The organism is Leclercia adecarboxylata (assembly GCF_023639785.1).
GTDB classification, from domain to species: domain Bacteria; phylum Pseudomonadota; class Gammaproteobacteria; order Enterobacterales; family Enterobacteriaceae; genus Enterobacter; species Enterobacter adecarboxylatus_D.
Genome location: NZ_CP098325.1, coordinates 1,635,096 through 1,659,832, shown reverse-complemented (window position 1 = coordinate 1,659,832; position 24,737 = coordinate 1,635,096). Strand labels below are relative to the sequence as shown.

Genomic DNA, 24,737 nt, shown 5'->3' with positions numbered 1-24,737 from the left:
TTCAATAACAGGCATAAAAAAACCGCCGGGTATCCCGGCGGCGGGGGTGCCTGTGGTCATGAGACCTTTACTGCAGGCGGCTGCAACTTAACTGCTCTTGTTGCCGCCGTGGCTATTTTTGCCCCCTTTTTTGCCAGCTTCGGATGCGCGCTGAGGGTCATTCTTGAAATTACCCCCGCTCTGCTGGCCACCTTTACGTCCTGCTGCTGATGCTCTTTCACGGTCTTCTGCAAAATTACCTGACCCACCACGATGGTTTGCCATGTCGGACCTCCAGAGTTAGACACATAAGATTTCATTCTGCATTCAGTGAAAGGGATTTCTTCCACCTGACGACGCTAAAAAAGTGGCTTTATCTGCGCCGCGTGAACCTAAGCTTAGTGGAGCATGGGCATTCAGCCAGCCAATCGTAATATTCTGCAATAGGATATCAGCCTTTTGTATGAAGCCTGGCGAAACGGAATCATAAGCCGTTCTTATCATTCCGAAAATTCACAATCATGAAAATGTGTCATTTTGCTACGAAGAAAGGTGCGCCCGCTTTATTGTTTAAAATCAAATAAATGGCCTACAGATTTGCAGTCTCGCTGTCACGACATATCTTTAAAAGAGGACAGCATGCCGCTGGCCCAAAAAATCATGCGAGGAGTGAGGAGAAATGACGAGAATTCTGGTGCTCTACTATTCCATGTACGGACACATCGAAACCATGGCTCATGCAGTGGCGGACGGCGCCAGGAAAGTCGGGGGGGTTGAGGTGGTGATCAAACGCGTGCCGGAAACCATGCAGGCAGAAGCATTTGCCAGAGCAGGCGGCAAAGCGCAGGACGCGCCGGAGGCCTCTCCCCAGGAGCTGGGCGATTATGACGCGATCATCTTTGGCACCCCGACGCGCTTCGGCAACATGGCCGGACAGATGCGTACCTTCCTCGATCAGACCGGCGGGCTGTGGGCGAAGAATGCGTTACACGGCAAGATTGCCAGCGTGTTCAGCTCCACCGGCACCGGTGGTGGACAGGAGCAGACCATTACCTCCACATGGACCACCCTTGCACACCATGGGATGGTGATTGTGCCTATTGGCTACGGTACTCAGGAGCTGTTTGATATTTCACAGGTTCGCGGCGGAACACCTTACGGCGCGACCACTATTGCCGGTGGCGACGGCTCACGTCAGCCGTCAGAAGCAGAACTGAACATCGCCCGCTATCAGGGTGAATATGTCGCCGGTCTGGCTGCTAAACTGAAAGCTTAACGCTCAACAGGAGGATTACTATGCCAACTCAAGAAGCTAAAGCACATCGCGTTGGGGAATTTGCGCGCTTACGTAATACATCACCGGAGATCGCCGAGGCGATTTTTGAAGTCGCAAAATATGACGAAAAACTGGCAGAGAAAATCTGGGAAGAAGGTAATGATGAGGTGCTGATGTTAGCCTTCGAAAAAACCGACAAAGACTCGCTGTTCTGGGGCGAGCAGACCATCGAACGTAAAAACGTCTGACAGCATGCGGTGCCTGATGGCGCTACGCTTATCAGGCCTACAGGATGGGATCTTTTAGGTCGGGTAAGCGACGCGCCACCCGACGCTTTGTTTCCTCTCCCGTGGGGGAGAGGAAATACCCTTACTTCGCCGCCGTATTCAACACCGTATTAAACGTCTCCACCGGGCAGAACCCATCCCCATCGACCGGGCAGCCATTCAGCTCCAGCGTGACGCGCTGCGCCGGGGCTTCTAAGGTCAGCACCTGGGCATTTCGCAGCTGCTCGCTACTCTGGTAAACGTACTCAATTTTCATCAAGTCGCGGTTGCCGGTCTTGTCGTGCCAGCGCTGGAAGACGATCTTGCCGCCAATCGGCGTACGCTCGTACTGGCCGTGAAGCTGATAGGGTTTAAAATCCAGCGCCTTCAGCAGGGAGGCGATGTTGGAGTCATGCCCGACGAGCACGGTGATTTTCGGCGCTTTCGCCTGGTCGGTGACCAGCGCGTTGTCGATGTATTTCACCAGCGGTTTCGCCACGTTACGCGCCACCTCTGCGGAGGTAAACAGCGAATCCTGATAGCCGTTTTTCAGCTGGGAGAGCACCCGCCATTGCTGGTCGGTTTTGATCTCGCCCCAGGCCACCTGATCCATCGGGAAGCCTTCGTAATACTGCAACGTGAAGGCATCCACCAGCGAGTTGCCCACCTTCAGTGGACCGGACACGCCGGGCTCTTTCTGGTATTCGGCGCTGTAGGTGTCTTTCGCGTCGGTCAGGGAGCAGACCTGTTTCTCTTTGCAGGATGGGGACTGAGCGTAGTCGGTCATCTGCTCCAGCAGCTTGTAGCTCTCATCCAGCTGCATCCCCTGACGCTCTTTGTTCATTGCCTGCAGGGCTTTCTCGCGGAATTCCGGAGAGTTGTCGGTGATCACCGGATTGAAGGTTGGGTCCATGGTGCCCATCTGTTCCTGATGGTGTACCGGCACATCGCAGCCCGGGAAGGCGCCGGTAATGAAGAACTGCGCGGTCGCCACCGTACGCTGGAGACTGTTGGCATAAGCATAAACGCTGTTCGCCGCCGGACACTCCCCGGCGGTGACCAGGCCCTGCTCTGCCAGCCACTCGCGCATATAGTGGCCCATATAGACCTCCAGTACGCCCCCTTTGGTGGTGAGCTGCCCGCCAGGCACATCCCACTCCGGCCATTTTTCCGGGGTCGACTGTTCAAGCACGCTGCCGTTATTCGCCAGCGGCGCACGCAGGTTATGGCGGCTCATGATCAGAACCTGTTCCAGCTGATACCCTTCCGGCGCGGTTTGCGCCTGAACGCCACAAGACAATCCGATGCTGCCCGCCACGGCGACAGCGAGTAGTGCTTTTCTCATCCCTAATTCCTCACCTGTTTGTTGTTGTAAACAGTGTGACAGATTTGTGACGAATTACCTGGAGCCTGCCCGCAAAGTGACAGCTTGCTTTGTACGCGCGGGCATATTGGTTTTATAATTAAACTTACCGCTGATAAGGAGACACCGTGAAACGTACCCGACTGGAAGAGAGTCCCTGCCCTGTTGCCCGCTCGCTGGATATTATCGGCGACTGGTGGTCCCTGCTGATTGTGCGCGATGCCCTCAGCGGCATTACGCGTTTTGGCGAGTTTCAGAAAAGCCTCGGCATTGCGAAGAACATGCTGGCAACCCGGCTGAAGCTGCTGGTGGACGAAGGCATCCTGGTGCTGCAACCCGCTTCCGACGGCAGCGCCTGGCAGGAGTATGTACTGACCGCGAAAGGCCGCGATCTGCAAACCGTGCTGCTGGCGCTCTCCCAGTGGGGCAACGCGCACCTGTTCGCCGAGGGGGATACGGGAACCGTGCTGGTGGACGCGCGGGATCGTCAGCCCCTGCGAAGGCTCAGGATGATCGCGAGCGACGGGCGGGAGCTGACGCCAGATGAGGTGGTGGCGAAGTATCCGGCGCTGAAGGAGTGATCTCACTGAGCAGGTGAGATATTGCGGAAAACACCAGCCCAAAGCACGACAACACTCAGACTAACATCTGCTATATCACTGCCGATCAAAGGTTAAAAATGAAAAAAATAACGCCAGAGTATACACCTGTTGATTTATCCGCCTGGGCAAGAAGGGAGCATTTTGCGGTATTCCAGTCGTTTGCGGAATGTTCAATTAACCAGACGGTGCTGGTGGACATTACCGCGCTGCTCAAACATGTCAAAGAGGTTGGCTGGAAATTTTACCCGACCGTTATTTCCCTCCTCGCTAAAATTGTGAACAGGCATGCGGAGTTCCGTATGGCGATGAAAAATAACGAGCTGGTCACATGGAATGAGGTTCATCCGAGCTATACCATTTTCCATAATGAAACGGAGACCTTTTCCTCATTATGGAGTCACTATGATGGCAACCTTCAGCACTTCCAGGAGACTTATTCAGAAGATGTCGCCCGCTATGGTGATAACCTGGCTTACTGGCCGAAGGGCGAGTCTCCGGAAAATATCTTTTTTGTCTCCTCTATTCCCTGGGTAACTTTTACCAACTTCAATATGAACATTGCGAAAATGCAGAACTTTTTCTCGCCCATGTTTACGTTTGGAAAATATTACAACCAGGATGGAAAAGTATTATTGCCCCTCGCCATTCAGATCCACCACGCCGTCTGCGACGGCTTCCATGTGGCAAGACTGTTTAATGAGTTACAGGAGATGTGTAATGACTTACCGAACCAGTCAAAATAACGCAGTGCCTCAGATAGCACCGGTTTAAAGCGCTGTTTGACGTGGAACAGGCGGGCTCTGTGAAAACGGCTTCACTGCATGACAATCATCCCCCCTCCTCCGACAGCATCCGTCCCTGGCTGAAACTCCACTCGTCGGCGGTGTTGAACTGGATCATCACCATCACGTCATCCGGATGAATATCCAGCGCCCGGCGCAGCTCTTCACACAGCCTGCGGCAGAGGTTTTGCTTCTGCGCAGACGAGCGGGGCTTGCCTGCCAGTATGTGAAACTGAATAAATTTGTCGCTGCGCCCGCCGCTTTTGTAGTGCCGGTCAAACAGGTGGCGCGTGGCCGGGAGGGTCTCAAAAATCTGGAAGCGATCGCCCGGCGGAACCGCGAATTCAGCCTCCAGGCTCTGCTGGAGGATATCGGAGATCTGCGCTATCTGCGCGTCGCTATACCCTGGTCCCAGGGAAATACGGGTGAAAGGCATCGGGGTTACTCCTCCTCCAGGCAGCCGAGGGCGGAGACCGCCGCAGGCCAGCCGGCGTAGAACGCCAGATGGGTAAAGACTTCGGTGATTTCGTCCCGGGTCAGGCCATTTTGCTGGGCGAAGCTGATATGCCAGGGCAACTGCTGCACCCGTCCCAGCGCCGTCAGGGCACCCAGCGTTATCAGGCTGCGATCGCGCGGGGAGAGCGCGTCACGTTTCCAGATATCATTGAAAAGCACCGTCTGGCTCAGCTCGGCCAGTTTCGGCGCGACGCGGGTCAGGGTTTCAGAAGTGAGTGATTTCGCCATCATGTTCTCTCCGTATTGACAGTAAGGCGATTCTGGCGTCATATCTTGATCCTGAAAATCAAATTATATGCGGCCTATCATCCCGCATTTCAGGACGATAATGGACAAACTTCCCCCGACGCTCGACCTCGACGCGCTGCGCAGTTTTGTTACTGGCATAGAGTGCGGCAGCTTTGCGCTGGCCGCCATCCACCTCTGCCGCTCCACCTCGGCGGTAAGCGCCCAGCTTAAAAAGCTGGAGCAGCAGTGCGGTGCAGCGCTGGTGATGAAAAAAGGCCGCGGCCTGGTACTGACCCGTAACGGCGAGATCGTGATGGGGTACGCCCGCCGCATGCTGGCGCTGAATGACGAGGTGCAGTTCGCGCTGAAGGGCGAACTGTTGCAGGAGGAGATCCGCATCGGCATGCAGGAGGATTTTGGCGAATCGCTGATGCCGGGGATCCTGGGAGAATTCAGACGCCACCATCCGGGGGTGCGGCTCATCGCCCGGGTGGATCGTAACCGGGCGCTGCTCAATGCCTTTGATGACAACGCCCTCGATATGGTGCTGCTGTGGCAGAACGAGAGCGAACCGCGCAAAGGCAGACTCATCGGCCAGAGCCAGATGGTGTGGATCCAGCCCCCGGAGATGGATATCAGTACGCTGCTGGCCCGGGGCGAGCCTCTGCCGCTGGTGATGTTCGACAGCCCCTGCCTGATGCGCTCCCATGCTATTGACTGCCTGAACCGGGCGGGCATTCCCTGGCGGGTGGCGTTTGTCAGCCACAGCCTGAGCGGGATCCGGGCGGCGGTGCAGGCCGGGCTCGGCGTAACGCTACGCACCCGGATAGGGATGCCTGACAGGCTGCAGGTGGCGGGAAGCGTGCTGCCCGCGCCGGGCAGACTGGGCATTACCCTTGAGCAGCAACACGGGAGTGAGTCAGCGCAGCGGGCGCAGACGCTGCTGGCGCAGTTGATGGAGCAGTCTCTTCTCGGGGTAGCGTAAATGGCGGTTCCTCGCCACAGGTTGTCAGTTTTGCGCCAGTACCCTCCCCCGTTATTCGCCAGGATGAAAGCACAACATCACCTGGAGAAACCCTATGTTGCGCAATCCCTCACAAAAATATGCGGCGTACGCCCCGATGTCCTTGCCCGACCGCCAGTGGCCGGATAAGACCCTGACCCACGCCCCGCGCTGGCTTTCAACCGATCTCCGCGATGGCAACCAGGCGCTGGCCGAGCCGATGGATATTCCCCGCAAACTGCGCTTCTGGGAGCAGCTGCTCATATGCGGCTTTAAGGAGATCGAGGTGGCTTTCCCCTCCGCTTCCGAAACGGATTTTCAGTTTGTGCGCCAGCTGATTGAGGAGCAACGCATTCCGGATGACGTCACCATTCAGGTGCTCACCCAGGCGCGCAGCGATCTGATCGAGCGCACTTTTGCCTCGCTGGACGGGGTAAAACGCGCCACGGTGCATCTCTATAACGCCACCGCACCGCTGTTCCGCGAGCTGGTCTTTCGTCAGAGCAAGGCGGAGATTGTTCAGCTGGCGGTCAGCGCCACGCGCCAGATACGCGCCCTGTGCGAGGCCAACCCGCAGACGCGCTGGACGTACGAATACTCACCGGAAACCTTCTGCTTCACCGAGCCGGAGTTTGCCCTGCAAATCTGCGAAGCGGTGGCGGACGTCTGGGAACCCTGTGCCGAACGGCCGATGATCGTCAACCTGCCCGCCACGGTGGAGGTCAACACCCCCAACGTTTATGCCGATCAGATCGAGTATTTCTGCCGTCACTTTTCCCGCCGGGAAGAGGTCTGCATCAGCGTGCATCCCCATAACGATCGCGGCAGCGGCGTCGCCAGCGCCGAGCTGGCCCTGCTGGCAGGCGCTGACCGGGTGGAAGGTTGCCTGTTCGGCAACGGCGAGCGCACCGGGAACGTCTGTCTGGTGACGCTGGCGATGAACCTTTACAGCCAGGGGGTCCCGCCAGCGCTGGATTTCAGCGACATGAAGCAGGTGGTGGAGCTGGTGGAGCAGTGCAACCAGCTGCCGGTGCACCCCCGCCATCCTTACGCCGGGAAGCTGGCTTTTACCGCCTTCTCTGGCTCACATCAGGACGCCATCAAAAAGGGCTTTCACGCCAGAGAAAAGTCCACGTCTCCGCGCTGGGAGATGCCTTATCTTCCGGTCGACCCGGAGGATATCGGCTGTAGCTATGAGGCGGTGATCCGCGTTAACAGCCAGTCCGGTAAAAGCGGTGCAGCCTGGATGCTGGAGCAAAATCATGGCCTGGTGCTGCCTCGCGCCCTGCAGCAGGATTTTAGCCGCCACGTCCAGGCCCATACCGATCGCGAGGGCAGCGAGATGACGCTGAGCGCGCTGTGGCAGCTGTATCGCGAGCTTTATGGGCCGCATCAGCTTGCCCCGCGCCAGCTGCTGGATTACCGCACCGAGAGCCAGGCTGACGGCGGGCTGGCGCTGTGGGCCCGCGTCCAGACGGCGGAAGGCGTTGTGACGCTGGAGGGGAAAGGCAACGGCCTGCTCTCAGCCGCCGCCAGCGCGATCAAAACCTGTTTCAATCTGGCCTTCGCCATTGAGGACTATCACGAACACACCCTCGGCAGGTGCAGCGAAAGCCGCTCGGCGGCCTATATCCGCTGCAGCTTTAAGCAGGGGGCGAGCCGCTGGGGGACGGGCATTGACAATGACGTTTCCCGGGCGTCGCTTCAGGCCCTGTTAAACGCGTTACCGGAGAGCGCCTCGGCCGGGAAGTAGTCGCTCGGCGCCACGCCAAGCGTGCGGCGGAACATCGCGCTAAAGGCGCTGTGGCTCTCGTAACCGAGGTCCAGTGCCACCCGAAGAACCGACTGGCCCTGCGCCAGACGGTTCAGCGCCTCCATCAGCCGCGCCCTGCGCAACCATTCGCTGAACGCCAGGCCGGTCTGCTGGCGAAAGTGCCGCAGCAGGGTGCGCTCGCTGACGTTAAGCGATTTTGCCGCCAGCATCGTGGTCCACTTTGTTCCCGGCTCCGCCTGGATCTGGCGGCAGAGCGTGACCAGCGCCGGGGTCTGGGGTTCCGGAAGGTTAAAAGGCAGCACGCTGATGCCCCTGATTTCATCGAGGATCAGCTCGTAAATGCGCTCCGCCCTGCTGCCCGCGCCATAGCGCTCCGGCAGGTGCAGCGAGGCGATGATCAGCTCACGCAGCAGAGTGGATATCTGCACCACCTGACACACCGAAGGGAGGTCTGCCCGGGCAAAGGGGTCGATAAACAGCGTCCGCGCCGCCACGTTGCCGGTGATAAGCAGACGGTGCCGGGTTCCGGCAGGCAGCCAGACGCCCCGCCCCGGCGGCACTATCCAGAACCCCTGCCCGGTTTCCACCCGCACCACGCCGCTCAGGGTGTGCAGAAGCTGCGCGCAGTCGTGGCTGTGCCACGGTTCCGTTGCACCATGAGTATAATCATGAGCAAACGGCACCAGCGGCCGGGTAGCAAAGCTAAATTGTTTTTGTGTGGTCACAGGTTAACTCGTGGAAAATTTATGTTCATGCGCAATAAGCCAGGCTTTACGGGCGATGCCGCCGCCATAACCGGTCATCGCCCCCGTTTTACCGATGATTCGGTGGCAGGGAATAACGATAGCCACGCGGTTTGCGCCATTTGCTGCCGCGACCGCGCGAACGGCATTGGGTTTACCCATCCCCTCTGCGACGGCCTGATAGTGCGAAGTGACGCCAAACGGCACCGCCCGCAACCCCTCCCAGACGCTCCGCTGAAATTCACTTCCGGGCGTGTCGAGCACAATATCAAACTGCTGACGCGTGCCTGAAAAATACTCCGTGAGCTCTTTTTCAGCCTGTCGCGTATGCCTGTTTTCCCCGGCCACAATGCGTGCCCTGAACAAACGCTGAAGGTCGCGAAATTCGGTTTCCAGCATGCGCCGGTCGGTAAATTCCAGCAGACAAACGCCGCGCTCAGTGGCGCAGACAAACACAGGTCCAAGGGGCGTGGTAAAGCGGTGGATCATAATCAGCTGACTCTGTTCGGTCGGACTGCCGCCCGTAAGCCGTTTGCAGGTATAGCCAAAGCCGCTTAATGATTCATACCCGCTGTCAAACGCCACATCGGTGGCGTTGCGTCCCCCTTTCAGTTCCTGCAAAGCGACGTTCACCCGTTGCATGCGCTGAAAGGCCTGAAAAGTGATGCCATGGTTTTGCAAAAACCACCGGCGAACCCGCTCCGGGCTGATGTTGTGTTGACGCAACTCCGTATCGCTGATTCGCGTTTTAGGATTAGCCCGCACGAGGGCAAGCGCCTGCTCAACCAACGGCGGTGCGCTGTGGGCGTTCTCCGTGGGACGGCACACTTTACAGGGGCGGAAGCCTGCATCCAGCGCAGATTTAAAATCGTTATAAAACTCAACGTTTTCACGCTTTGGTTTTCGCGCCCTGCAGACAGAAATGCAAAACACACCGGTCGTTTTTACGCCAACGAAGAAGACCCCCGTATACTCCGAAGCCCGCTCAATCAGGGCCTGATACCAGATATCGCACTGCGTTTTATCAAGAACGTTCATCAGTAAAAACTCCAGTAAAGGCCCGTTGAGCCCGGATGGTACAGAGTACATCCTTCAGCTTCTCCTGCATTGCCGAATGGACAACGTTACCCATGGAAATGCGTTTCACACCCAGCGCCTCCAGCCTGTCGAATGACGGTAAACCGGGCATGCACATGACGTTCAGCGGCAAGGTGCACTCCCGGGCAAGGGTTTCAATCTCCTTTTCCTGCGTCAGGCAGGGAACAAAAAATCCATCGGCGCCCGCCTCTGCATACCGTTGTCCGCGTAAGCGCGTTTCCTGCAACGCCTGCTCATGGCCCAGAAGATAGGTATCGGTACGAATATTAAAAAAGAGCGGGCTTTCGCTGATCGTCGCCTGGCGGAGCGCTTTTATCATGTCGGCGAATGCCGCAGCATCACGAAGCTGCCGGATGCCATTCACGACGCGACTGTCCTCCAGATTGATGCCGCTAATGCCCAGCCTCACCAGGCGGGAGAGATTTGTCGCCACCTCGTCTACCGAGCTACCAAATCCGGCTTCCAGATCGACACTTAAGGGGACGTGACAGACGGATTTAATCCGGGTGATGACATAAAACATTTCATCAAAAGGGATCGCCTCGCCATCTTCATAACCCAGCATCGCGGCAATCGCGGCGCTCGACGTTCCCAACGCTTTAAAGCCCGCCTGTTGCGCGGCAATCGCACTACCAGCATCCCAGACATTCGCAATAATTAAAGGACTTTTTTGCTGATGAAGTTCAGTGAAATTCATTTTGGTTTCCTGTTGTGGTGGACAGGCTCATCCTGAAGCTCCCGTGAAATAGCCACAACCGAAAATTGGATAACCATTTTTTACAGGTCAGATTATGCGTCCTCCTTGAGGAAATAACATCGCGCCTGTGCGTATGACATATTCAGAAAAAAGCAAAAATATATCCAGAAGAAGAATATTCCGAATTATGTCCTGTGGAAAGGTGCGTTGCGTCACAGTGGCTACGCTTTAAATTCATTGACTAAGGAGGTCGGGATGACATCAGGAAACACCACTTCAAAAAACTACCCACAACCCCCATTTGTGGAACAACCCCAGCAAATGCCAGGACTGGCCTCAGAGATGAAGCCAATTCCCGATCATGGCGAAACAAGCTATACCGGCTCGGGACGTCTTGCCGGTAAGAAAGCACTGATTACCGGTGGCGATTCCGGGATTGGCCGCGCTGTTGCCATTGCCTATGCCCGCGAGGGTGCTGATGTAGCCATTGGCTATCTGCCGGAAGAAGAGTCGGACGCCGCAGCCGTTATTGCGCTGATTCAGGCGGAAGGACGCAAAGCCGTGGCGATCCCGGGCGATATCCGCGTGGAATCCTTCTGTGAGACGCTGGTCGAAAGAGCGGTCAGTGAGCTGGGCGGCCTCGATATTTTAGTCAACAACGCGGGCAGACAGCAGTTCTGCGAGTCCATTGAAGATCTGACGACCGCCGCCTTCGACGCGACCTTCAAAACCAATGTGTATGCGCCGTTCTGGATCACTCGCGCGGCCGTGCGTCATCTGTCGGAAGGCGCTGTCATTATCAATACCTCCTCGGTCCAGGCGTTTAAGCCGAGCGAAATCCTGCTGGATTACGCTCAGACCAAAGCCTGTAACGTGGCCTTTACCAAAGCACTGGCAAAACAGCTTGGGCCGAAAGGCATTCGCGTTAACGCCGTGGCGCCAGGCCCTTACTGGACTCCGCTGCAGTCGAGCGGTGGCCAGCCACAGGAGAAGGTGCAGCAGTTCGGTCAGGACACACCGCTGGGCAGACCCGGTCAGCCCGTGGAGATCGCGCCGCTTTATGTTCTGCTGGCGTCTGAAGAGTGTTCCTATGCCTCCGGCCAGGTCTGGTGCTCTGACGGCGGTACCGGCGTAGCGTAATTCTGTTGTCCTTATTTATGATCTGCCTGACGGCCTGAGAACCTATTATAAAATCCATTATTCGAAGCGGTAATGGATTTTAAAAGTTCAAAAGCCGTCCGGCGCATAATTATCAACTATTATTAGATTGTTGATTCTTGTTTTTTTATTTCTTTAAGCATGAAAGTCTAATTTGTTAAAAAGACATCATCTGGCTCTTAAAGGGCTTCAATGTCGAAGTTGATAATGTTTCCTGTTTTTCAATCCGTTTCTGTTTCCGAACGCATATTAATTAAAGGGCAACAGCTATGACTCACATTCACGAACACGCTACGGTTAACACTACGTATCCTGATACGCGTCTGCCCGTGCCTGCCGCGAGCACCAGCGCCGTATCATGGGGTGCCATCTTCGCCGGGGCGGCAGCCGCCGCATCCCTTTCCCTGATTTTGCTTATGCTGGGCGCGGGTTTGGGCCTGACGTCCATTTCCCCGTGGGAGAGCCGCGGGCTAGACGCCGGGACGGTGGGTATCGCCGCCATCGCCTGGCTGACGTTTACGCAGATCGTGGCGTCGGGCATGGGGGGATATTTAGCCGGACGACTGCGCACCAAATGGGTGGATACCCATATCGATGAAGTTTATTTCCGCGATACCGCTCACGGGTTTTTGACATGGGCTGTGGCTGCGCTGGTCTCGGCTGCGCTGTTTACCAGCACCGTGGGTGCCATTATTGGCGGCGGGGCTAAAGTTGTGGGGACCGTTGCCGGAGGGGCTGCGACAGCCACGGCTGCTGGCGCGGCGGGCATGGCAAATGAATCGTCTGGCATGCCCGGCAACTCAATGGACTATTTCGTGAATTCGATGTTCAGGGGGAATGCGGCTCCTGCCCCTGCTGCCCCGGCAGAGGCTACAGCCGATCCTGCTGCGCCAGCGGCGGCTCCTGCTCCGGCAGCCCCTTCCGCTCCCGGCCAGGACCTGACCCCTGCCCAGGTAAGCGAAGTGACCGGGATTTTTGCTAACAGCATTACCACCGGTGCTCTGCCTGCGGAAGATCGTCAGTATGTCGCTCAACTGATTGCGCAGAAGACTGGTATCAGTCAGCAAGAGGCTGAACAGCGTGTACAGACCACCTATGACAAAGCCCAGGCTAAATTAAAAGAAACCAAGGAGAAAGCGCAGCAAGCTGCTGATACTGCACGTAAAACAACGAGCTACCTGATGCTCTGGACATTCATTTCACTGCTGGCAGGTGCTTTCGTCGCCAGCCTGTGTGCGACCTTCGGTGGCCGTCAACGTGACTTATAATTTTTAATTAAGCAGGAGGTTTAACATGCGCTCATTATTACTGTTCTTTTTAGGCGTTCCTATCCCAATCATTATTCTGATTGCGCTGTTCTTCCATTAATATCCACAACCTGAACATAAATGCCCGCAAGGGCATTTATGTTTTCAGGTGTAAAACAAAGCTCACCCGTTTCTGATCCTTCCTGCGATACCCGGCTGAGGTTTACCGAACAGATAGCCCTGGGCGAGATCGCACCCCAGAGCCTGTAACCTTTCCAGCTGCTCCTGCGTTTCAACCCCTTCTGCAACCGCCTTCATATTGAGCGACTTCGCCATGCCGGTGATGAGTCGGATGATATTCAGGGCATCCTCCTGGGTCGATATCGAGTGCACGAAGGATTTGTCTATTTTGATCTTATCGAAGGCCAGCTTACTCAACCGGGAAAGAGAAGAGTATCCCGTACCAAAGTCATCAATGGATATTTGCACGCCGCGGGCTCTGAGCTTATTCAGCGTCTTCAGCGGCGTGTCGTTCTCGGTAAAGAGAGAGGATTCCGTCACTTCCAGCTCAAGACGACTGGCCGGGAGTCCACTCTCTTCCAGAATAGACAGCACGATCCCGGCAAAGGCTTTACTGCTGAGCTGTATCGGTGAGACATTCACTGAAATTTTGGCCGGAACCGCCCAGGTGGCCGCTTCCCGGCAGGCGATTTCAAGCACATATTTCCCCATCTCGTTAATCATCCCGGTTTTTTCAGCCGCGGGAACAAAAGTATCCGGCGACAGGAGTCCTTTCAGGGGATGAATCCAGCGAATGAGGGCTTCATAGCTGTAGATTTCCCGGGTGAACGAATCGACGATAGGCTGGTAGTAAACCACGAACTCTTTGTTCGCTAACGCCATAGCCAGATCGTGCTCCAGGGTTCGGCTTTCCTGCAGCTTTTGCAGCATATAGGGGCGGAACACTTTTATCTTACCGGGGCCTTCACTTTTGGCTTCATAAAGGGCCAGATCGGCAAATTTATACAGATAATCGGAGCGTCGCTCGGTGTCTGAGACAACAACGCCCACGCAGGTAGCTATGTTAATGATGGTGTTATAGATCGTGTAGGGCTGGTTGATAGAGGCGCAGATTTGTCGGGCCCGCGAAACGGCACTGCTCTCCGTCAGGCCACTTGAAAGAAACGCAAACTCATCCCCACCTAAACGATAGAGCGTATCGGCGGTCAGACTCATTGAAACCAGTCGGTCGGATATTTGACGAAGTAACATATCGCCGACATCATGACCGTAGGTGTCATTTATCTCTTTAAAGCGATCCAGGTCGAACAACATCACCGCCACAGATTCATCGTTTTTCTCGGCAGTCTGGATAACTTTTTTGATGTTTTCCCAGAAAAGCTGGCGGTTATTCATTCCCGTCAGAGAGTCATGGTAGACGTCATATTCCAGCTGGGCATTCTGGATCTGCAGTTTTTCTTTGGATTTCTGCAACTCTTCAGCAAGGCTTTTGACCTGAAGATGCGCTTTAAGAATATTCCGGTTCTGGAAAAATATCATCACGCCCAGGATGCCGCTTAATATTATCAGCAATAATGAAGCCGCCGAATATATATAGTACAGCGTCTGGATTTTGAGATTAGCTCTGTTAATGGAGTTAATATCATTATCTAATGCACTGGATGACAGGTGGCTAAGGGCGGCATCAAGCGTATGCATTTTATCCAGAGTGACCATAAGCTCTGAACGATCCATCCTCTCCAGATTTGCATCAAGATATTTGAGTATGTTTTCCACACTTAAAGCCAGTTCGTGGTGCCCTTTATTGCTGTTAATATAACGCCCCAAATCCCCTTCTTTCATTAAATCGCTCTGGCTGAGCATAATGTCGAGACGCAGGCGCACATCATCGAGCGTCAATGCTTCGCTTTGATTTGCGTAAAGGCCCAGCGTTGATTCAAAACGATAATACTCCGATACCAGCTGGGCCGCAGACCAGGAGTCCGTATAGTGAGTCAGTTTTTGTAACTCTTGCTGCCTTTCATGCACAAGGAAAGATATGTATCCAGTAGAGATAAATAGGAAAAATATGATGCCCGCCAGTATCCTGTTCATGATGCGCGTCTGAACTCCTACTCAATATTCATTTTGCTGACCTGCCATGCGGATCTTGAATAAAAAATCTGACTGTTCAGCTCGGGCATGCTGTCATAGGGATACACAATGAATAACGGGCCTTTGTCACGAATACGCATATATTCGCCGTTAACTTTTAAGGCAAGGATAACATTGTATTTATTAAAATCATTGAGAGGGATTACGGTCGTGTAGTCATTGAGCGCAATAACCTTAACGATAGAACCTTTGGCGCCAACGTACTCCATGAGCTTTCGCAGGGGAACACCCGTAAAGGTTGTACGCCCATTGTACCAGGGAGAGGTGGTCTGGAAACTGACCAGGCCCAGTTTCTCAAGGCTGGCGATATCAAAGACGGCTTTCCCGTCTGCATTCGTATTCTGAATATTACCGGACAGGGTTAAAAGGACTTTACCTTCAGGTTTGGGAAGTTCACCCGCCCAGACCTGGGTGGCGACCACCAGGCTCAACAACATGACAATTAACCGCATACTGACCTCCCCTTTCTACCGGATTTTACGGAATTATAATTTAGTTAACATGCTATTTATATATGCGCTCTGGCTATTATTGACGCACTAAGAACATTCACATTATAACCCATTAAAATCAATAGGTTAAATTTTTATATTTTTTAAAACGGTTAAGTAAAATCTGTAATGTTATTTGAGTTATGCCAGATCTTATTCTCCCTGTACAAAAAATAAGCCAGCCGCTTATTTAATGCAATTAAACACACAACGATATAAAGGTTTAATTTTTGCCGGGTAGTGGCGGGAGTCGATGGCTGGCGGCCTTTTCCGGAATCATTTTTCCCGTTGTTTGCGATCGGCGGCAATTACCATCGCTATTCCTGCCAGCACCACCAGCGAGCACATCAGCATGCTTATATCCGGCACTTCCCCAAGAAATAACACCCCGCCTGCGGCAGCAATACAGGGCACGCTCAGTTGCAATGTGCTGGCGGTTGCTGAAGAGAGGGTGACGACCAGGGCATACCACAGCACATAGGCAACGCCGGATGCCAGCCCGCCTGACAGCAGTGCAAGCAAAATGCCGCTGGCGTCTGTTTGTACAGGTGCCTGTCTTATCAGGCTGATGACCAGAATGACCGGTAAACCGAGGATAAAATTCCCCGCCGTTGTGCCTGCCGGGGCTATGATATTTTTTCCGCGCACGGAATACGCCCCCCACGCCAGGCCTGAGGCCACCATCGTCATGGCCGCAACCAGGGGAGGCGCAGTGGCGCCAGGCAGCAGGAGGGTGATGATCCCACCCACGGCAATAAGCATTCCGCAGGCCTTATACCGGCTTAGCTTTTCGCCTTTTACCACGCCCCAGCCAATCATGCAGACCTGGACTGCGCCAAACAGCAGCAACGCACCTGTGGCCGTATTGAGCTGAACGTAAGCCAACGAGAAGAAGAGGACGTAGGCGCACAGCAACGCGGCGTCGATGATTTTCCAGCGTATCTCTTTCAGCTTCCCGCGCGCCAGATGCCAGGCAAACAGCACTCCCGCCCCACCCAGCAGCCTCAGCATGCTGAAGGTCTGCGGATCGGCGTGGCCGTTTTTCAGGGCGATGCGGCAGAGAATGGAGTTTGCGGCAAAGGCAGTTAATACAAAAAGCACCAGCAGCAGCTTTTTCATACGCTTCCTGAAGAGGATCGCCAGCCTGGCCGACTGGCGTTTAATCTTTGTATTTACTGTAATGCAAAACCACGCAAATGACTGTTTCACTTTTTATCTGACGATTTCCTGAGGGCACCGACCGGGCCGATCGTTTTTCCTCGTCTCCCCCCTCTCGCGCAAAGATCAAAAAAACTGCGCACGATGGTTGCATTATAAAACCAATTGCCTCACCCTTAATTAAGTTTCATTTTGAAACCAATCATCCTTCAACACAGAGGTATTACGATGACTACGCAAGGTTCCACCGCTTTAATCACAGGGGCATCTTCCGGGATCGGCGCGGTCTACGCCGATCGTCTCGCCGCACGCGGTTACGATCTGGTGCTGGTCGCCCGCCGGGAAGCGCGCCTGCTGGCGCTGGCGGAGCAGCTCGGGCAGCGCTACGGGGTGAAGGTCGCCCCCCTGACGGCGGATCTTACCGATGAAACCGGGATCCGCGCCGTAGAGGAGGTCCTGCGCAGCAACACCGCTATCGACACGCTGATTAACAATGCCGGTACCGCGCAGATGGCTCCCTTCCTTGCGGGAGACGTGGCGCAGCATCAGGCCATTAACATGCTCAACACCACCGCCCTGATGCGCCTCACCTATGCCCTGCTGCCGAGGCTGGCGCAACATAACCGCGGCACGCTGATTAACATCGCCTCGGTGCTGTCGATCCATGCCCGGGCGGGCAGCGCGCTCTACAGCGCCACCAAAGCCTGGGTGCTGAACTTTACCCGTGGATTGCAGGAGGAGTTTGCCGACAGCAAGGTGCGCATTCAGGCGGTATTACCGGCGGCAACGGCCACGGAGATCTGGGCGCTGTCCGGCATCACCGCCGACGATCTGCCCGCCGGGTCGGTGATGACCACTGACAACATGGTGGATGCAGCCCTGGCGGGGCTCGATCGGGGTGAGCTGATTACCATTCCGCCGATGCACGATGAGGCGCTGTGGACGCGCTATGAAGAGGCGCGGCTGGCGCTGTTTACCAGCGCCCGAACCGGCGAGCCGGCGCCGCGCTATCTCACGCGCTGAAATTTGCGGTATATTTTTACTTCCCCTCTCATTTTCATTACAGGACAGATAATGACGGTCGACTGTATTATTACTGCCGCGGGGCTTTCCTCCCGGATGGGGAAGTGGAAAATGATGTTACCCTGGCGAGAGGGGACAATTCTGGATGCCAGCATTAACAACGCCCTGCAATTTTGCGCCCGCACCATCGTTGTGACCGGTTATCACGCAGACGCGTTACAGGAACGGTATCGCCATCAGGAAAACGTCACGCTGGTACACAATGCCGACTATCAGCAAGGGATGGCGGGTTCGGTGATTACCGGTGCCCGCGCGGTGAACACCGACTACTGCTTTATTACCCCGGGCGATCTGCCCTGCCTGCATGAGGGTATCTTTCGCGAGTTGTGGGCGTTACGCAGTGAGGGGGCGATCCTGCCGCACTATCGCGGCACGCCGGGTCACCCTGTTCTGGTGAAGAAAAGCAGCCTGCTGCAGGCTATCGCCCGGCCGGATATTCGCAGCATGCGCCAGGCGCTGATGCAGGGTAAACATCACTGCGTGTCGCTTGACCACCCGGAAATCATTTTTGATATCGATACGCCGGATGATTTCAGCAGGCTTCAGTCGCTGAATAAAAGTGAATAACGACGTTTCGTGTTTTATCCATTTAATACCCATTGAACAGGATGAAAGCCATGCTCGAACTTCGCCCGAACTGCGAACGGTGTGACCGCGACCTGCCTCCTGATGACCTGGACGCCCGGATCTGCTCCTTTGAGTGCACGTTTTGCGCAGCCTGCGCCAACACGCATCTCAATCACCGTTGCCCCAACTGCCAGGGAGAACTGGTGCGCCGCCCGGTGCGCCCGGCGACAAAGCTGGTAAGCTCGCCTGCCTCCACCGTGCGGGTACATACGCAAAAACGATCCTGACACCCACGCCCTCTGACGACGAGGTAAATAATGATCCAGCTCCAGACTATTCCTGCTCCCCAAACCTTCCCCGACGTGCCCCCGGTATTACTCTCCGATGCCACAATGCTTGAGCGTAAAAACAGGCTGCTGACCCGCATCAACGATGCGGGCTATGACGCCCTGGTGATTTATGCCGATAAGGAGCACGGAAGCAACTTTGAGTACCTGACCGGGTTTGTGCCGCGCTTCGAGGAGGGGCTGTTGATTCTGCAAAAAACAGGCGCGGCGACGGTGATTCTGGGCAATGAAAACCTGAAGATGGCCAGGCATTCGCGCATTCCGGTTAGCCTTAAACACTGCCCGTTTTTCTCGCTGCCAAACCAGCCGATGGACAATGAGGCCTCGCTGGAGACGCTGTTTGGCGAAGCAGGCCTGGCCGCGCATGACCGAATCGGGGTGGTGGGCTGGAAGATGTTTACCGCCGCCGGGGCAGACAATAAGCAGCTTTTCGATCTGCCCTGGTTTATCGTCGAGGCGCTGAAAAACAGCACTCCGGCAACGCTGGAAAACGCCACCCACCTGTTTATCGGCGGCGCTAACGGGGCGCGTATCACCAATAACGCGAATGAAATTGCGCACTATGAATATGGCGCCAACCTGGCCTCGACCTGCATCCTGAAAGCCATGGATGCGGTGACGCCGGGCATCCGCGAAACCGAGTTGGGAGCGCTGCTGGCGGCAGAGGGTCAGTATCCGACGGTGGTGACCATTGCCGCCGCCGGGCAGCGCTTTGAAAAAGCGAACTTTTACCCTACGTATAAAAAGCTGGAGCGCGGTCAGCCGCTGTCGATGACCACCGGGTTTAAGGGCGGGCTTTCCAGCCGGACCGGGTTTGTGATTGCCGACGAGAGCGAGCTGCCGGACGGTCAGGAAGAATATCTCGAGCGGGTAGCGAAACCTTACTTTGCCGCCGTCGCCAGCTGGCTTGAGACTATCCGCATCGGGATGCCGGGCGGCGAGATGTATGCCCATATCGAACAGGTGCTGAATAAAGCGCAGTATGGCTGGCATCTGAATCCGGGCCACCTCAGCGCCGATGAAGAGTGGATGTCTTCCCCCCTTTACCCGGGTTCTGCCGAAACGCTGAAAAGCGGGATGATCCTGCAAATCGATATTATCCCCTCAGTGCCGGGCTACACCGGCGTCAGCGCCGAGGAGAGCATTGCCCTGGCAGACCGGGCGTTGCAGGAGAAGATTCAGGCGATGTACCCGGAACTGTGGACGCGGATCGCCACCCGCCGGACCTATATTCGTGAGGTGCTGAATATCAGGCTGGCGGAGGAGGTGATCCCGCTGTCAAACACCGTGGCGTACCTGCGTCCGTTCCTGCTGGCAAAAGAGCAGGCGTTTACCTGCTAATACCCCGTATCTACTGCAACGCTTCCAGAATGCGGTACGCCGCTTTCACCCGCTCGGGGTTGGGATAACTTTTATTCGCCAGCATCACAATGCCAAGCTGCTTTTCAGGGATAAAGGCGATATAGCTGCCAAACCCGCCGGTAGAGCCGGTTTTATGAACCCAAGAGGCTTGCACCGGAGCCCGGGCGGGGGTAATTGCCGTGGCCTTATGCGCGGCCAGGGCGTATTTATTATCCGCGCCCTGTTCCAGCGTTACTGAGGAGACCGGCCAGTTGAGCATCTCCCAGCCCAGCCCCTGATACATCTCCCCTACCTGCCAGTAGCGTGACTGGGCGATTTCCAACCCTTTTTGCAGCGAAGCGTCCTTGATGTTCTCCGGCTTCAGATTCGCCTGCAGCCAGCCCGCCATATCCACGATGGAGGTTTTCACCCCGTAGGCCTCGGCATCAAGCATGCCCGGTGAAACATGTACCGCCTTGCCGTCCCGGTAGCCCCAGGCATAGTTCTCCTGCTCGCTGGCGGGAACCTTTACCCAGGTGTGGTTAAGATTAAGGGGTTTGAGCACCCGACTCGTCAGCGCCTGCTCAAAGCTCATCTTCGAGGGTTTAACGGCCAGGGCGCCAAACAGCCCGATGCTGGCGTTGGCGTACAGGCGTTTTGTACCCGGCGCCCACTCCGGCTGCCAGGTCTGGTAGTATTTTTGCAGCGAGGCGGCATCGGTCACCTCATCTGGCACCTGCAGCGGTAACCCCCCTGCGGTATAGGTTGCCAGATGCAGAAGGCTGATGCCCTGCCACTGCTTGCCTGACAGCGCGGGCCAGTATTTGCTGGCCGGATCGTCCAGCGCAATCTCCCCCCTCGCCACCGCATCGCCGCCGAGCACCCCGGTGAAGGTTTTGCTCACCGAGCCCAGCTCAAACAGGGTTTGCCGGGTGACGGGCTTTTTCCCGGCGACATCCGCCAGCCCCTGCGTAAAGTAATACGTCTGACCCTTATAGATAACCGCGACGGCCATCCCGGGGATCGCCTGGGCGTTCATCAGCGCGGTCAGGGTGGGCTTAACCGCCCCGGCGACCTGCGCCTCCTCCGGGGTGGCGGCCAGAGCGGAACCGGACAGGCAGGCGAGGAGCATACAGAGCAGGGATTTTTTCATCGTTATTATCTTCAGCAAAAAGTGAGAGCGCTATTTTGCAGGCATGACGGGAGGATGTAAAACGGGCGCGGGCGAATCGACGCCCGTGCCCACAGAGCTAGTTATACTCCAGCGCAAAGGTGGCGGTGGTGTTTGCCCAGCCCGCCGTCACGGTGGATTCGGTTTGCACCAGTTGGGCAACGAAGTGGAAAGGCTGGGCGTTGGCCGCATCCGTCGCGGTCACCTGCCCGAGGCTCGGCAGGGTTCCGGCTTCGTTGATGTGCAGGCTACTGCCTGCTGCCGGGGCATTGGATCCATTATTGCCGTAGCTCAGTTTGACCCCCACGCCGCTGGCGCTCGACGGGCTCTGCGTGATGGCCAGGGTATCGGTCATCCCGGTAGCGGCCGGGCTACCGAAAAAGCCAATTTTGATATTCGCGGGCTGGGAGCAATAGACCGGTATGGTCAGGGTCTGCACCGCGCCCGCCGTTTGACCCACCCCTTTGAAATCGACACGGTTAACCTTGCCCAGATCGACAAAAATGCTCGGGGTGGTCACGTTGCAGCTGCCCGCCGAGCCGATATCCACGTTCATTGCCGTCAGGTCGGCACTAATGGGTGTGCTGGTGGTGCCTGCCCCGGGGATCTCAACGTACAGTTTGCCGACGTTCCCCAGTGGTAGCGCATTGGTGTGGTTGCCGCTGGCCAGGTGGACGTCGCCGGTTTTATAGAAGGTAATGAACGCTTTCACTACGATATGTTCCTGCTTCAACAGGGCATGATTTTCGCTGCTGTTACAGACTTCCTCGTCATGCACGCCTGAGCCGTCCAGGTAGTGAATGGGCCCGCCGTCACACTGAAAGCCCAGCGCGTAACCGATGCCGGGAATGGCCGACTCAAACACCATCCGCCCGTTGATGAAGCTCTCATTTTCAGTGCGCGTCTGGGCATAGTGGACGGCTATCGCACTCGCCTGCTGCGCCTGCGGGTCGCAGGTAAAGCGAAACCCGCTGCCGCTGTCGGCCATGATGCTCGTCATCTGGGTGTTATTGCGCAGCGAAGGCAGGTATTTGATGTTCTGGAAGTTGATGGTCATCTGGCCGGTATCGCCATTGCAGGCAGCCGCCCCTGCGCCAGGGCTGAACAGCCCGACAATGGCCAGCAGAAAACAGAGTCTCAGGCGCATCATTAGAATCCTCATTGTGATAAGCAGGCGGCATCAATACGCGTCACCGCCTCCTGTTGGTCTGGGGTAATGTGGAACGGCAGCGTGCAGCGGTGGGCCACGCCGTCGTCATCCCAGTTCACCGCCAGGGTGCCGTTATCCGGCATGCCGCTCAGATAGACCGCTCCGCCGTCGGCGACCATGCCGGTGGCGGCGGTGTTATCCTCAGCCAGCCGCGCGCTGGCGCCAAACGGCACCGGGCCCTGCTTGTCATGCAGGGTAAAGAGTACGCGATGGCCGATATGGGTCTGGTAATTTGCCTCGACCACCGCCCCGCCGCCGGGGATCACCGTTGCGCCATACTGATCGACATCGGTGTCGCTGGTCATCGATTCGGTATCGAGGGTGATAACGTTCTTGTGATACGCCGTCAGGGTGGGCACCACCGCGTAGCCCCGCCAGTCGGTGTGAACGTTGCTGCCGTTCTGGACTGCCACGTTAGCGGCCCCCGGCGCGCGCACGATGGCAAAGCTGTCGCCGAGATTTTGCCCCAGCGTGATGCCGTGCGGATGCGCAACGATAGAGCCCGACGCTCCCCAGGTAAGCTGGCTGCTGTCGCGGTCGCGTCGATAGCCGAGCTGCGCCTGGCCGTAGCCGCCGTGATAATCGAGCGAAGCGCCGCTGTTACTCCCCTGCCCCTGGCTGGCGTAGCCCTGCTGCACGGAGTAGTAAAGGTTCGGGTTCCTGGGTACCGAGCCGTACATCGCCACCTGATGCGAGGTGTAACCGCGGTTATCCGACGAGGATGTGTAGCTGACGGCGCTGTTGGCCAGCGCGCCGCCCAGCGGAATATTGACGTTAAAGGACCAGGAGCGATCGGGAGTATCGTGACCGGTGGACCGGGTGTAGTAGTAGCCGAGCCCCCAGGAGATGCCTTTCCAGGCGGTGTAAAACCCGGCATGGAGCGTTTTGTCGCTGTTCGGGCTGTGCCAGTAATCCTGGGAATAAGCGGAAAACGACAGATTACCCACATTGCCAAGGGTCTGGCTGATGGCTATCTCTTCCCGGCTGCGTTTGTTGTCAATCAGCCCGTAACGATGTTCGAGCATCATCGCCTCACTGAAATCATAAAACCCGCTGGAGGAGTAGCGGTAGCTGGCAAGGCTGAAGGTGGTGCCGGTCCCGGCGAAACTTTTCTGATACTGCGCCCGCAGGGAATGGCCGGTGTAGCGCTTGCCGGACGGCGCGGTGGCGCCTGCCAGCGTCACGTCCGCGCCAAGGGATCCGAGTTCGCCTAAGCCATGCCCTGACCCGAGGGCCAGGGCGTGATAATCTTCCGCCATCTGCGTGCCGCCGTAGAGCGTGAACGCGGCCGGTAGTCCGTAGAACAGCGTGGCCTGGATAAAGACCGGCGAGCGGCTCTCGTCCTGTCCGGCGTGAAAGCGCCCTGCGCTAAAGCTGTATTTAACCCGGCCCTCGCGCAGCATGAACGGCACGGAGGAAAACGGCTGGGTGAAGGTGCGTTCTGACCCGTCGCTCTCTTTTACGTTGACCTCGAGGTCGCCGCTCTGCGCGGTCGGGTAGAGATCCTTGATGGCAAACGCCCCGGGTGAAACATAGGTTTCGTAGATCACATAGCCGTGCTGGGAGACGGTGACTTTGGCGTTGCTGTGGGCCACGCCGCGGATCACCGGGGCAAAACCGCGCTGGCTGTCCGGGAGCATCTCCTCATTCGACATCAGCTGGACCCCGCGAAACTGCACGCTGTCGAATACGTCGCCGCTGGTCCAGGTATCCCCCATCCGCAGCTGGCTTTTCAGCGCCGTGACGTCCCGTTGCAGCCAGGTGCTGAGCGAATGCCAGCGCCGGGTGGTGTCATACTGCATTGATGAGGTATTGCGTAACCGCCACGGCCCAAGGTTCACGCCGCTGCGCAGGCTCAGGAAGGTTGAACGCCCGTCATGGCTGGACTGCCCGGTTTGCGATCCGCTGAGCGTGTAGTCGACAAAGGCGGCCGGAATCCCCTCATCCCAGCGGGCCGGATCGACGTAGCCGCGGCTCTGCACGTTCATTGCCGCCTGGGGAATGCTCAGATTCAGACGCTGGGTGGAAAAATCAAATTCGCTGCTGGCATCGGGGATGAATTGCCCGATGCGGGTAAAGCGCTCACCTTCATGCAGTCGATCAAATGACGAAAACGCGCTGACGTTGACGCCATATTCCGCCAGCTGCGAGACCGTCAGCACCGGCGTCAGTTTGTCATTCTCTTCCACAAAGGTGATGTCGCTCTCGCTCACCTGCTGGCCGTTGACCCAAACGCTGACCGGCCAGGTGCCGGGCTGCTGCCCGCCCGCAGAGGCAAAATAGTGCAGATCGGCGGTTTTTTGCTGGGGAGAGCTCAGCTCCAGCGCCGCCGGATCGAAGTAATCCTCAGCCCGGGCAACTCCCGGTTTGCACAGCATAAACAGCGCCGTGGGAACCGTCGCCAGCAGCAACGCGCCCCCGGACGCTCCCCTGTTCGCGCCGTAACGGCGTGATGAGTGCAT

At 56.6% G+C, this 24,737-nt stretch carries 25 protein-coding genes; 12 read left to right on the top strand and 13 right to left on the bottom strand.

Features of this window, described 5'->3' with window-relative positions; genetic code table 11:
* Window positions 1-87: 87 nt before the first annotated feature.
* A complete protein-coding gene (locus NB069_RS07720; RefSeq protein ID WP_250588815.1) occupies window positions 88-264 on the bottom strand; it encodes a general stress protein in 177 nt (58 codons plus the stop codon).
* A 394-nt stretch (window positions 265-658) separates the two neighbouring features.
* Here NB069_RS07720 and wrbA point away from each other — a divergent pair, with 394 nt between their 5' ends.
* On the top strand, window positions 659-1,255 hold the full coding sequence (gene wrbA / locus NB069_RS07715; protein ID WP_250588814.1) for an NAD(P)H:quinone oxidoreductase: 597 nt from the start codon (window positions 659-661) through the stop codon (window positions 1,253-1,255).
* 20 nt (window positions 1,256-1,275) lie between these two features.
* Window positions 1,276-1,503 (top strand): YccJ family protein, encoded by a 228-nt coding sequence (locus NB069_RS07710; RefSeq protein WP_039032294.1) that lies wholly within the window; start codon window positions 1,276-1,278, stop codon window positions 1,501-1,503.
* 121 nt (window positions 1,504-1,624) lie between these two features.
* On the opposite strand, the gene agp is transcribed toward NB069_RS07710, so the two are convergent.
* Entirely contained in the window at window positions 1,625-2,866 is a 1,242-nt protein-coding gene (gene agp, locus NB069_RS07705) for a bifunctional glucose-1-phosphatase/inositol phosphatase (protein WP_250588813.1), read from the bottom strand.
* Between the two features lie 146 nt (window positions 2,867-3,012).
* On the opposite strand from agp, the gene NB069_RS07700 reads away from it, so the two are divergent.
* A complete protein-coding gene (locus NB069_RS07700) occupies window positions 3,013-3,465 on the top strand; it encodes a winged helix-turn-helix transcriptional regulator (protein ID WP_250588812.1) in 453 nt (150 codons plus the stop codon).
* A gap of 98 nt (window positions 3,466-3,563) precedes the next feature.
* Window positions 3,564-4,229, top strand: a complete 666-nt coding sequence (gene catA / locus NB069_RS07695; RefSeq protein ID WP_250588811.1) for a type A chloramphenicol O-acetyltransferase — start codon at window positions 3,564-3,566, stop codon at window positions 4,227-4,229.
* An 85-nt stretch (window positions 4,230-4,314) separates the two neighbouring features.
* Here the strand turns inward: catA and NB069_RS07690 are convergent, their stop codons facing one another.
* Together NB069_RS07690 and NB069_RS07685 are read right to left on the bottom strand one after the other, a co-directional pair.
* Window positions 4,315-4,704: a tautomerase family protein gene (locus NB069_RS07690; RefSeq protein WP_250588810.1), complete on the bottom strand. Its 390-nt coding sequence runs from the start codon at window positions 4,702-4,704 to the stop codon at window positions 4,315-4,317.
* Window positions 4,705-4,709: 5 nt separating this feature from the next.
* Window positions 4,710-5,012 (bottom strand): carboxymuconolactone decarboxylase family protein, encoded by a 303-nt coding sequence (locus tag NB069_RS07685; protein WP_250589473.1) that lies wholly within the window; start codon window positions 5,010-5,012, stop codon window positions 4,710-4,712.
* A 100-nt stretch (window positions 5,013-5,112) separates the two neighbouring features.
* Between NB069_RS07685 and NB069_RS07680 the strand changes: the two genes are divergently transcribed.
* The gene (locus NB069_RS07680; RefSeq protein ID WP_250588809.1) at window positions 5,113-5,997 is read left to right on the top strand and encodes a LysR substrate-binding domain-containing protein; all 885 of its coding nucleotides are present in this window, start codon (window positions 5,113-5,115) and stop codon (window positions 5,995-5,997) included.
* Window positions 5,998-6,091: 94 nt separating this feature from the next.
* Window positions 6,092-7,768 carry a 2-isopropylmalate synthase gene (gene leuA, locus NB069_RS07675; protein WP_250588808.1) on the top strand — a complete coding sequence of 559 codons (1,677 nt, stop codon included), beginning with the start codon at window positions 6,092-6,094 and terminating at the stop codon, window positions 7,766-7,768.
* Here the strand turns inward: leuA and NB069_RS07670 are convergent.
* From NB069_RS07670 to NB069_RS07660, 3 genes are read right to left on the bottom strand one after another with little or no spacing between them, the layout of a single operon-like run.
* The gene (locus NB069_RS07670; protein ID WP_250588807.1) at window positions 7,720-8,514 is read right to left on the bottom strand and encodes an AraC family transcriptional regulator; all 795 of its coding nucleotides are present in this window, start codon (window positions 8,512-8,514) and stop codon (window positions 7,720-7,722) included. The two genes, leuA and NB069_RS07670, sit on opposite strands and share 49 nt — an antisense overlap.
* A 3-nt stretch (window positions 8,515-8,517) precedes the next feature.
* The gene (locus NB069_RS07665) at window positions 8,518-9,570 is read right to left on the bottom strand and encodes a bifunctional transcriptional activator/DNA repair enzyme AdaA (RefSeq protein ID WP_250588806.1); all 1,053 of its coding nucleotides are present in this window, start codon (window positions 9,568-9,570) and stop codon (window positions 8,518-8,520) included.
* Window positions 9,557-10,327: an isocitrate lyase/PEP mutase family protein gene (locus tag NB069_RS07660; protein ID WP_250588805.1), complete on the bottom strand. Its 771-nt coding sequence runs from the start codon at window positions 10,325-10,327 to the stop codon at window positions 9,557-9,559. The genes NB069_RS07665 and NB069_RS07660 overlap by 14 nt, the downstream gene beginning before the upstream one ends.
* Before the next feature lie 255 nt (window positions 10,328-10,582).
* On the opposite strand from NB069_RS07660, the gene NB069_RS07655 reads away from it, so the two are divergent.
* Window positions 10,583-11,467 carry an SDR family oxidoreductase gene (locus NB069_RS07655; protein WP_250588804.1) on the top strand — a complete coding sequence of 295 codons (885 nt, stop codon included), beginning with the start codon at window positions 10,583-10,585 and terminating at the stop codon, window positions 11,465-11,467.
* Between the two features lie 287 nt (window positions 11,468-11,754).
* Window positions 11,755-12,753 carry a hypothetical protein gene (locus NB069_RS07650; RefSeq protein ID WP_250588803.1) on the top strand — a complete coding sequence of 333 codons (999 nt, stop codon included), beginning with the start codon at window positions 11,755-11,757 and terminating at the stop codon, window positions 12,751-12,753.
* A 162-nt stretch (window positions 12,754-12,915) separates the two neighbouring features.
* Here the strand turns inward: NB069_RS07650 and NB069_RS07645 are convergent, their stop codons facing one another.
* The 3 genes from NB069_RS07645 to NB069_RS07635 all read right to left on the bottom strand — a co-directional run bounded on the left by NB069_RS07645 (window position 12,916) and on the right by NB069_RS07635 (window position 16,517).
* A complete protein-coding gene (locus NB069_RS07645) occupies window positions 12,916-14,847 on the bottom strand; it encodes a putative bifunctional diguanylate cyclase/phosphodiesterase (RefSeq protein ID WP_250588802.1) in 1,932 nt (643 codons plus the stop codon).
* Between the two features lie 17 nt (window positions 14,848-14,864).
* Entirely contained in the window at window positions 14,865-15,359 is a 495-nt protein-coding gene (locus NB069_RS07640; RefSeq protein WP_138368582.1) for a molybdopterin-dependent oxidoreductase, read from the bottom strand.
* 315 nt (window positions 15,360-15,674) lie between these two features.
* Window positions 15,675-16,517, bottom strand: coding sequence for a DMT family transporter (locus NB069_RS07635; RefSeq protein ID WP_250588801.1), 843 nt, complete (start codon window positions 16,515-16,517; stop codon window positions 15,675-15,677).
* A gap of 267 nt (window positions 16,518-16,784) precedes the next feature.
* Between NB069_RS07635 and NB069_RS07630 the strand changes: the two genes are divergently transcribed.
* From NB069_RS07630 to NB069_RS07615, 4 genes are read left to right on the top strand one after another with little or no spacing between them, the layout of a single operon-like run.
* Entirely contained in the window at window positions 16,785-17,579 is a 795-nt protein-coding gene (locus tag NB069_RS07630) for an SDR family NAD(P)-dependent oxidoreductase (protein WP_250588800.1), read from the top strand.
* Window positions 17,580-17,627: 48 nt separating this feature from the next.
* Window positions 17,628-18,206, top strand: a complete 579-nt coding sequence (locus tag NB069_RS07625; RefSeq protein WP_250589472.1) for an NTP transferase domain-containing protein — start codon at window positions 17,628-17,630, stop codon at window positions 18,204-18,206.
* Between the two features lie 50 nt (window positions 18,207-18,256).
* Complete coding sequence (locus NB069_RS07620) at window positions 18,257-18,493, top strand: DUF1272 domain-containing protein (RefSeq protein ID WP_250588799.1); 237 nt, start codon at window positions 18,257-18,259, stop codon at window positions 18,491-18,493.
* 30 nt (window positions 18,494-18,523) lie between these two features.
* Complete coding sequence (locus NB069_RS07615; RefSeq protein ID WP_250588798.1) at window positions 18,524-19,894, top strand: M24 family metallopeptidase; 1,371 nt, start codon at window positions 18,524-18,526, stop codon at window positions 19,892-19,894.
* A gap of 10 nt (window positions 19,895-19,904) precedes the next feature.
* On the opposite strand, the gene ampC is transcribed toward NB069_RS07615, so the two are convergent.
* From ampC to NB069_RS07600, 3 genes are all read right to left on the bottom strand, one after another.
* On the bottom strand, window positions 19,905-21,047 hold the full coding sequence (gene ampC, locus NB069_RS07610; RefSeq protein WP_250588797.1) for a CMY2/MIR/ACT/EC family class C beta-lactamase: 1,143 nt from the start codon (window positions 21,045-21,047) through the stop codon (window positions 19,905-19,907).
* 97 nt (window positions 21,048-21,144) lie between these two features.
* Entirely contained in the window at window positions 21,145-22,227 is a 1,083-nt protein-coding gene (locus NB069_RS07605) for a fimbrial protein (protein ID WP_434543609.1), read from the bottom strand.
* The gene (locus tag NB069_RS07600; RefSeq protein ID WP_250588795.1) at window positions 22,224-24,737 is read right to left on the bottom strand and encodes a fimbria/pilus outer membrane usher protein; all 2,514 of its coding nucleotides are present in this window, start codon (window positions 24,735-24,737) and stop codon (window positions 22,224-22,226) included. The genes NB069_RS07605 and NB069_RS07600 overlap by 4 nt, the downstream gene beginning before the upstream one ends.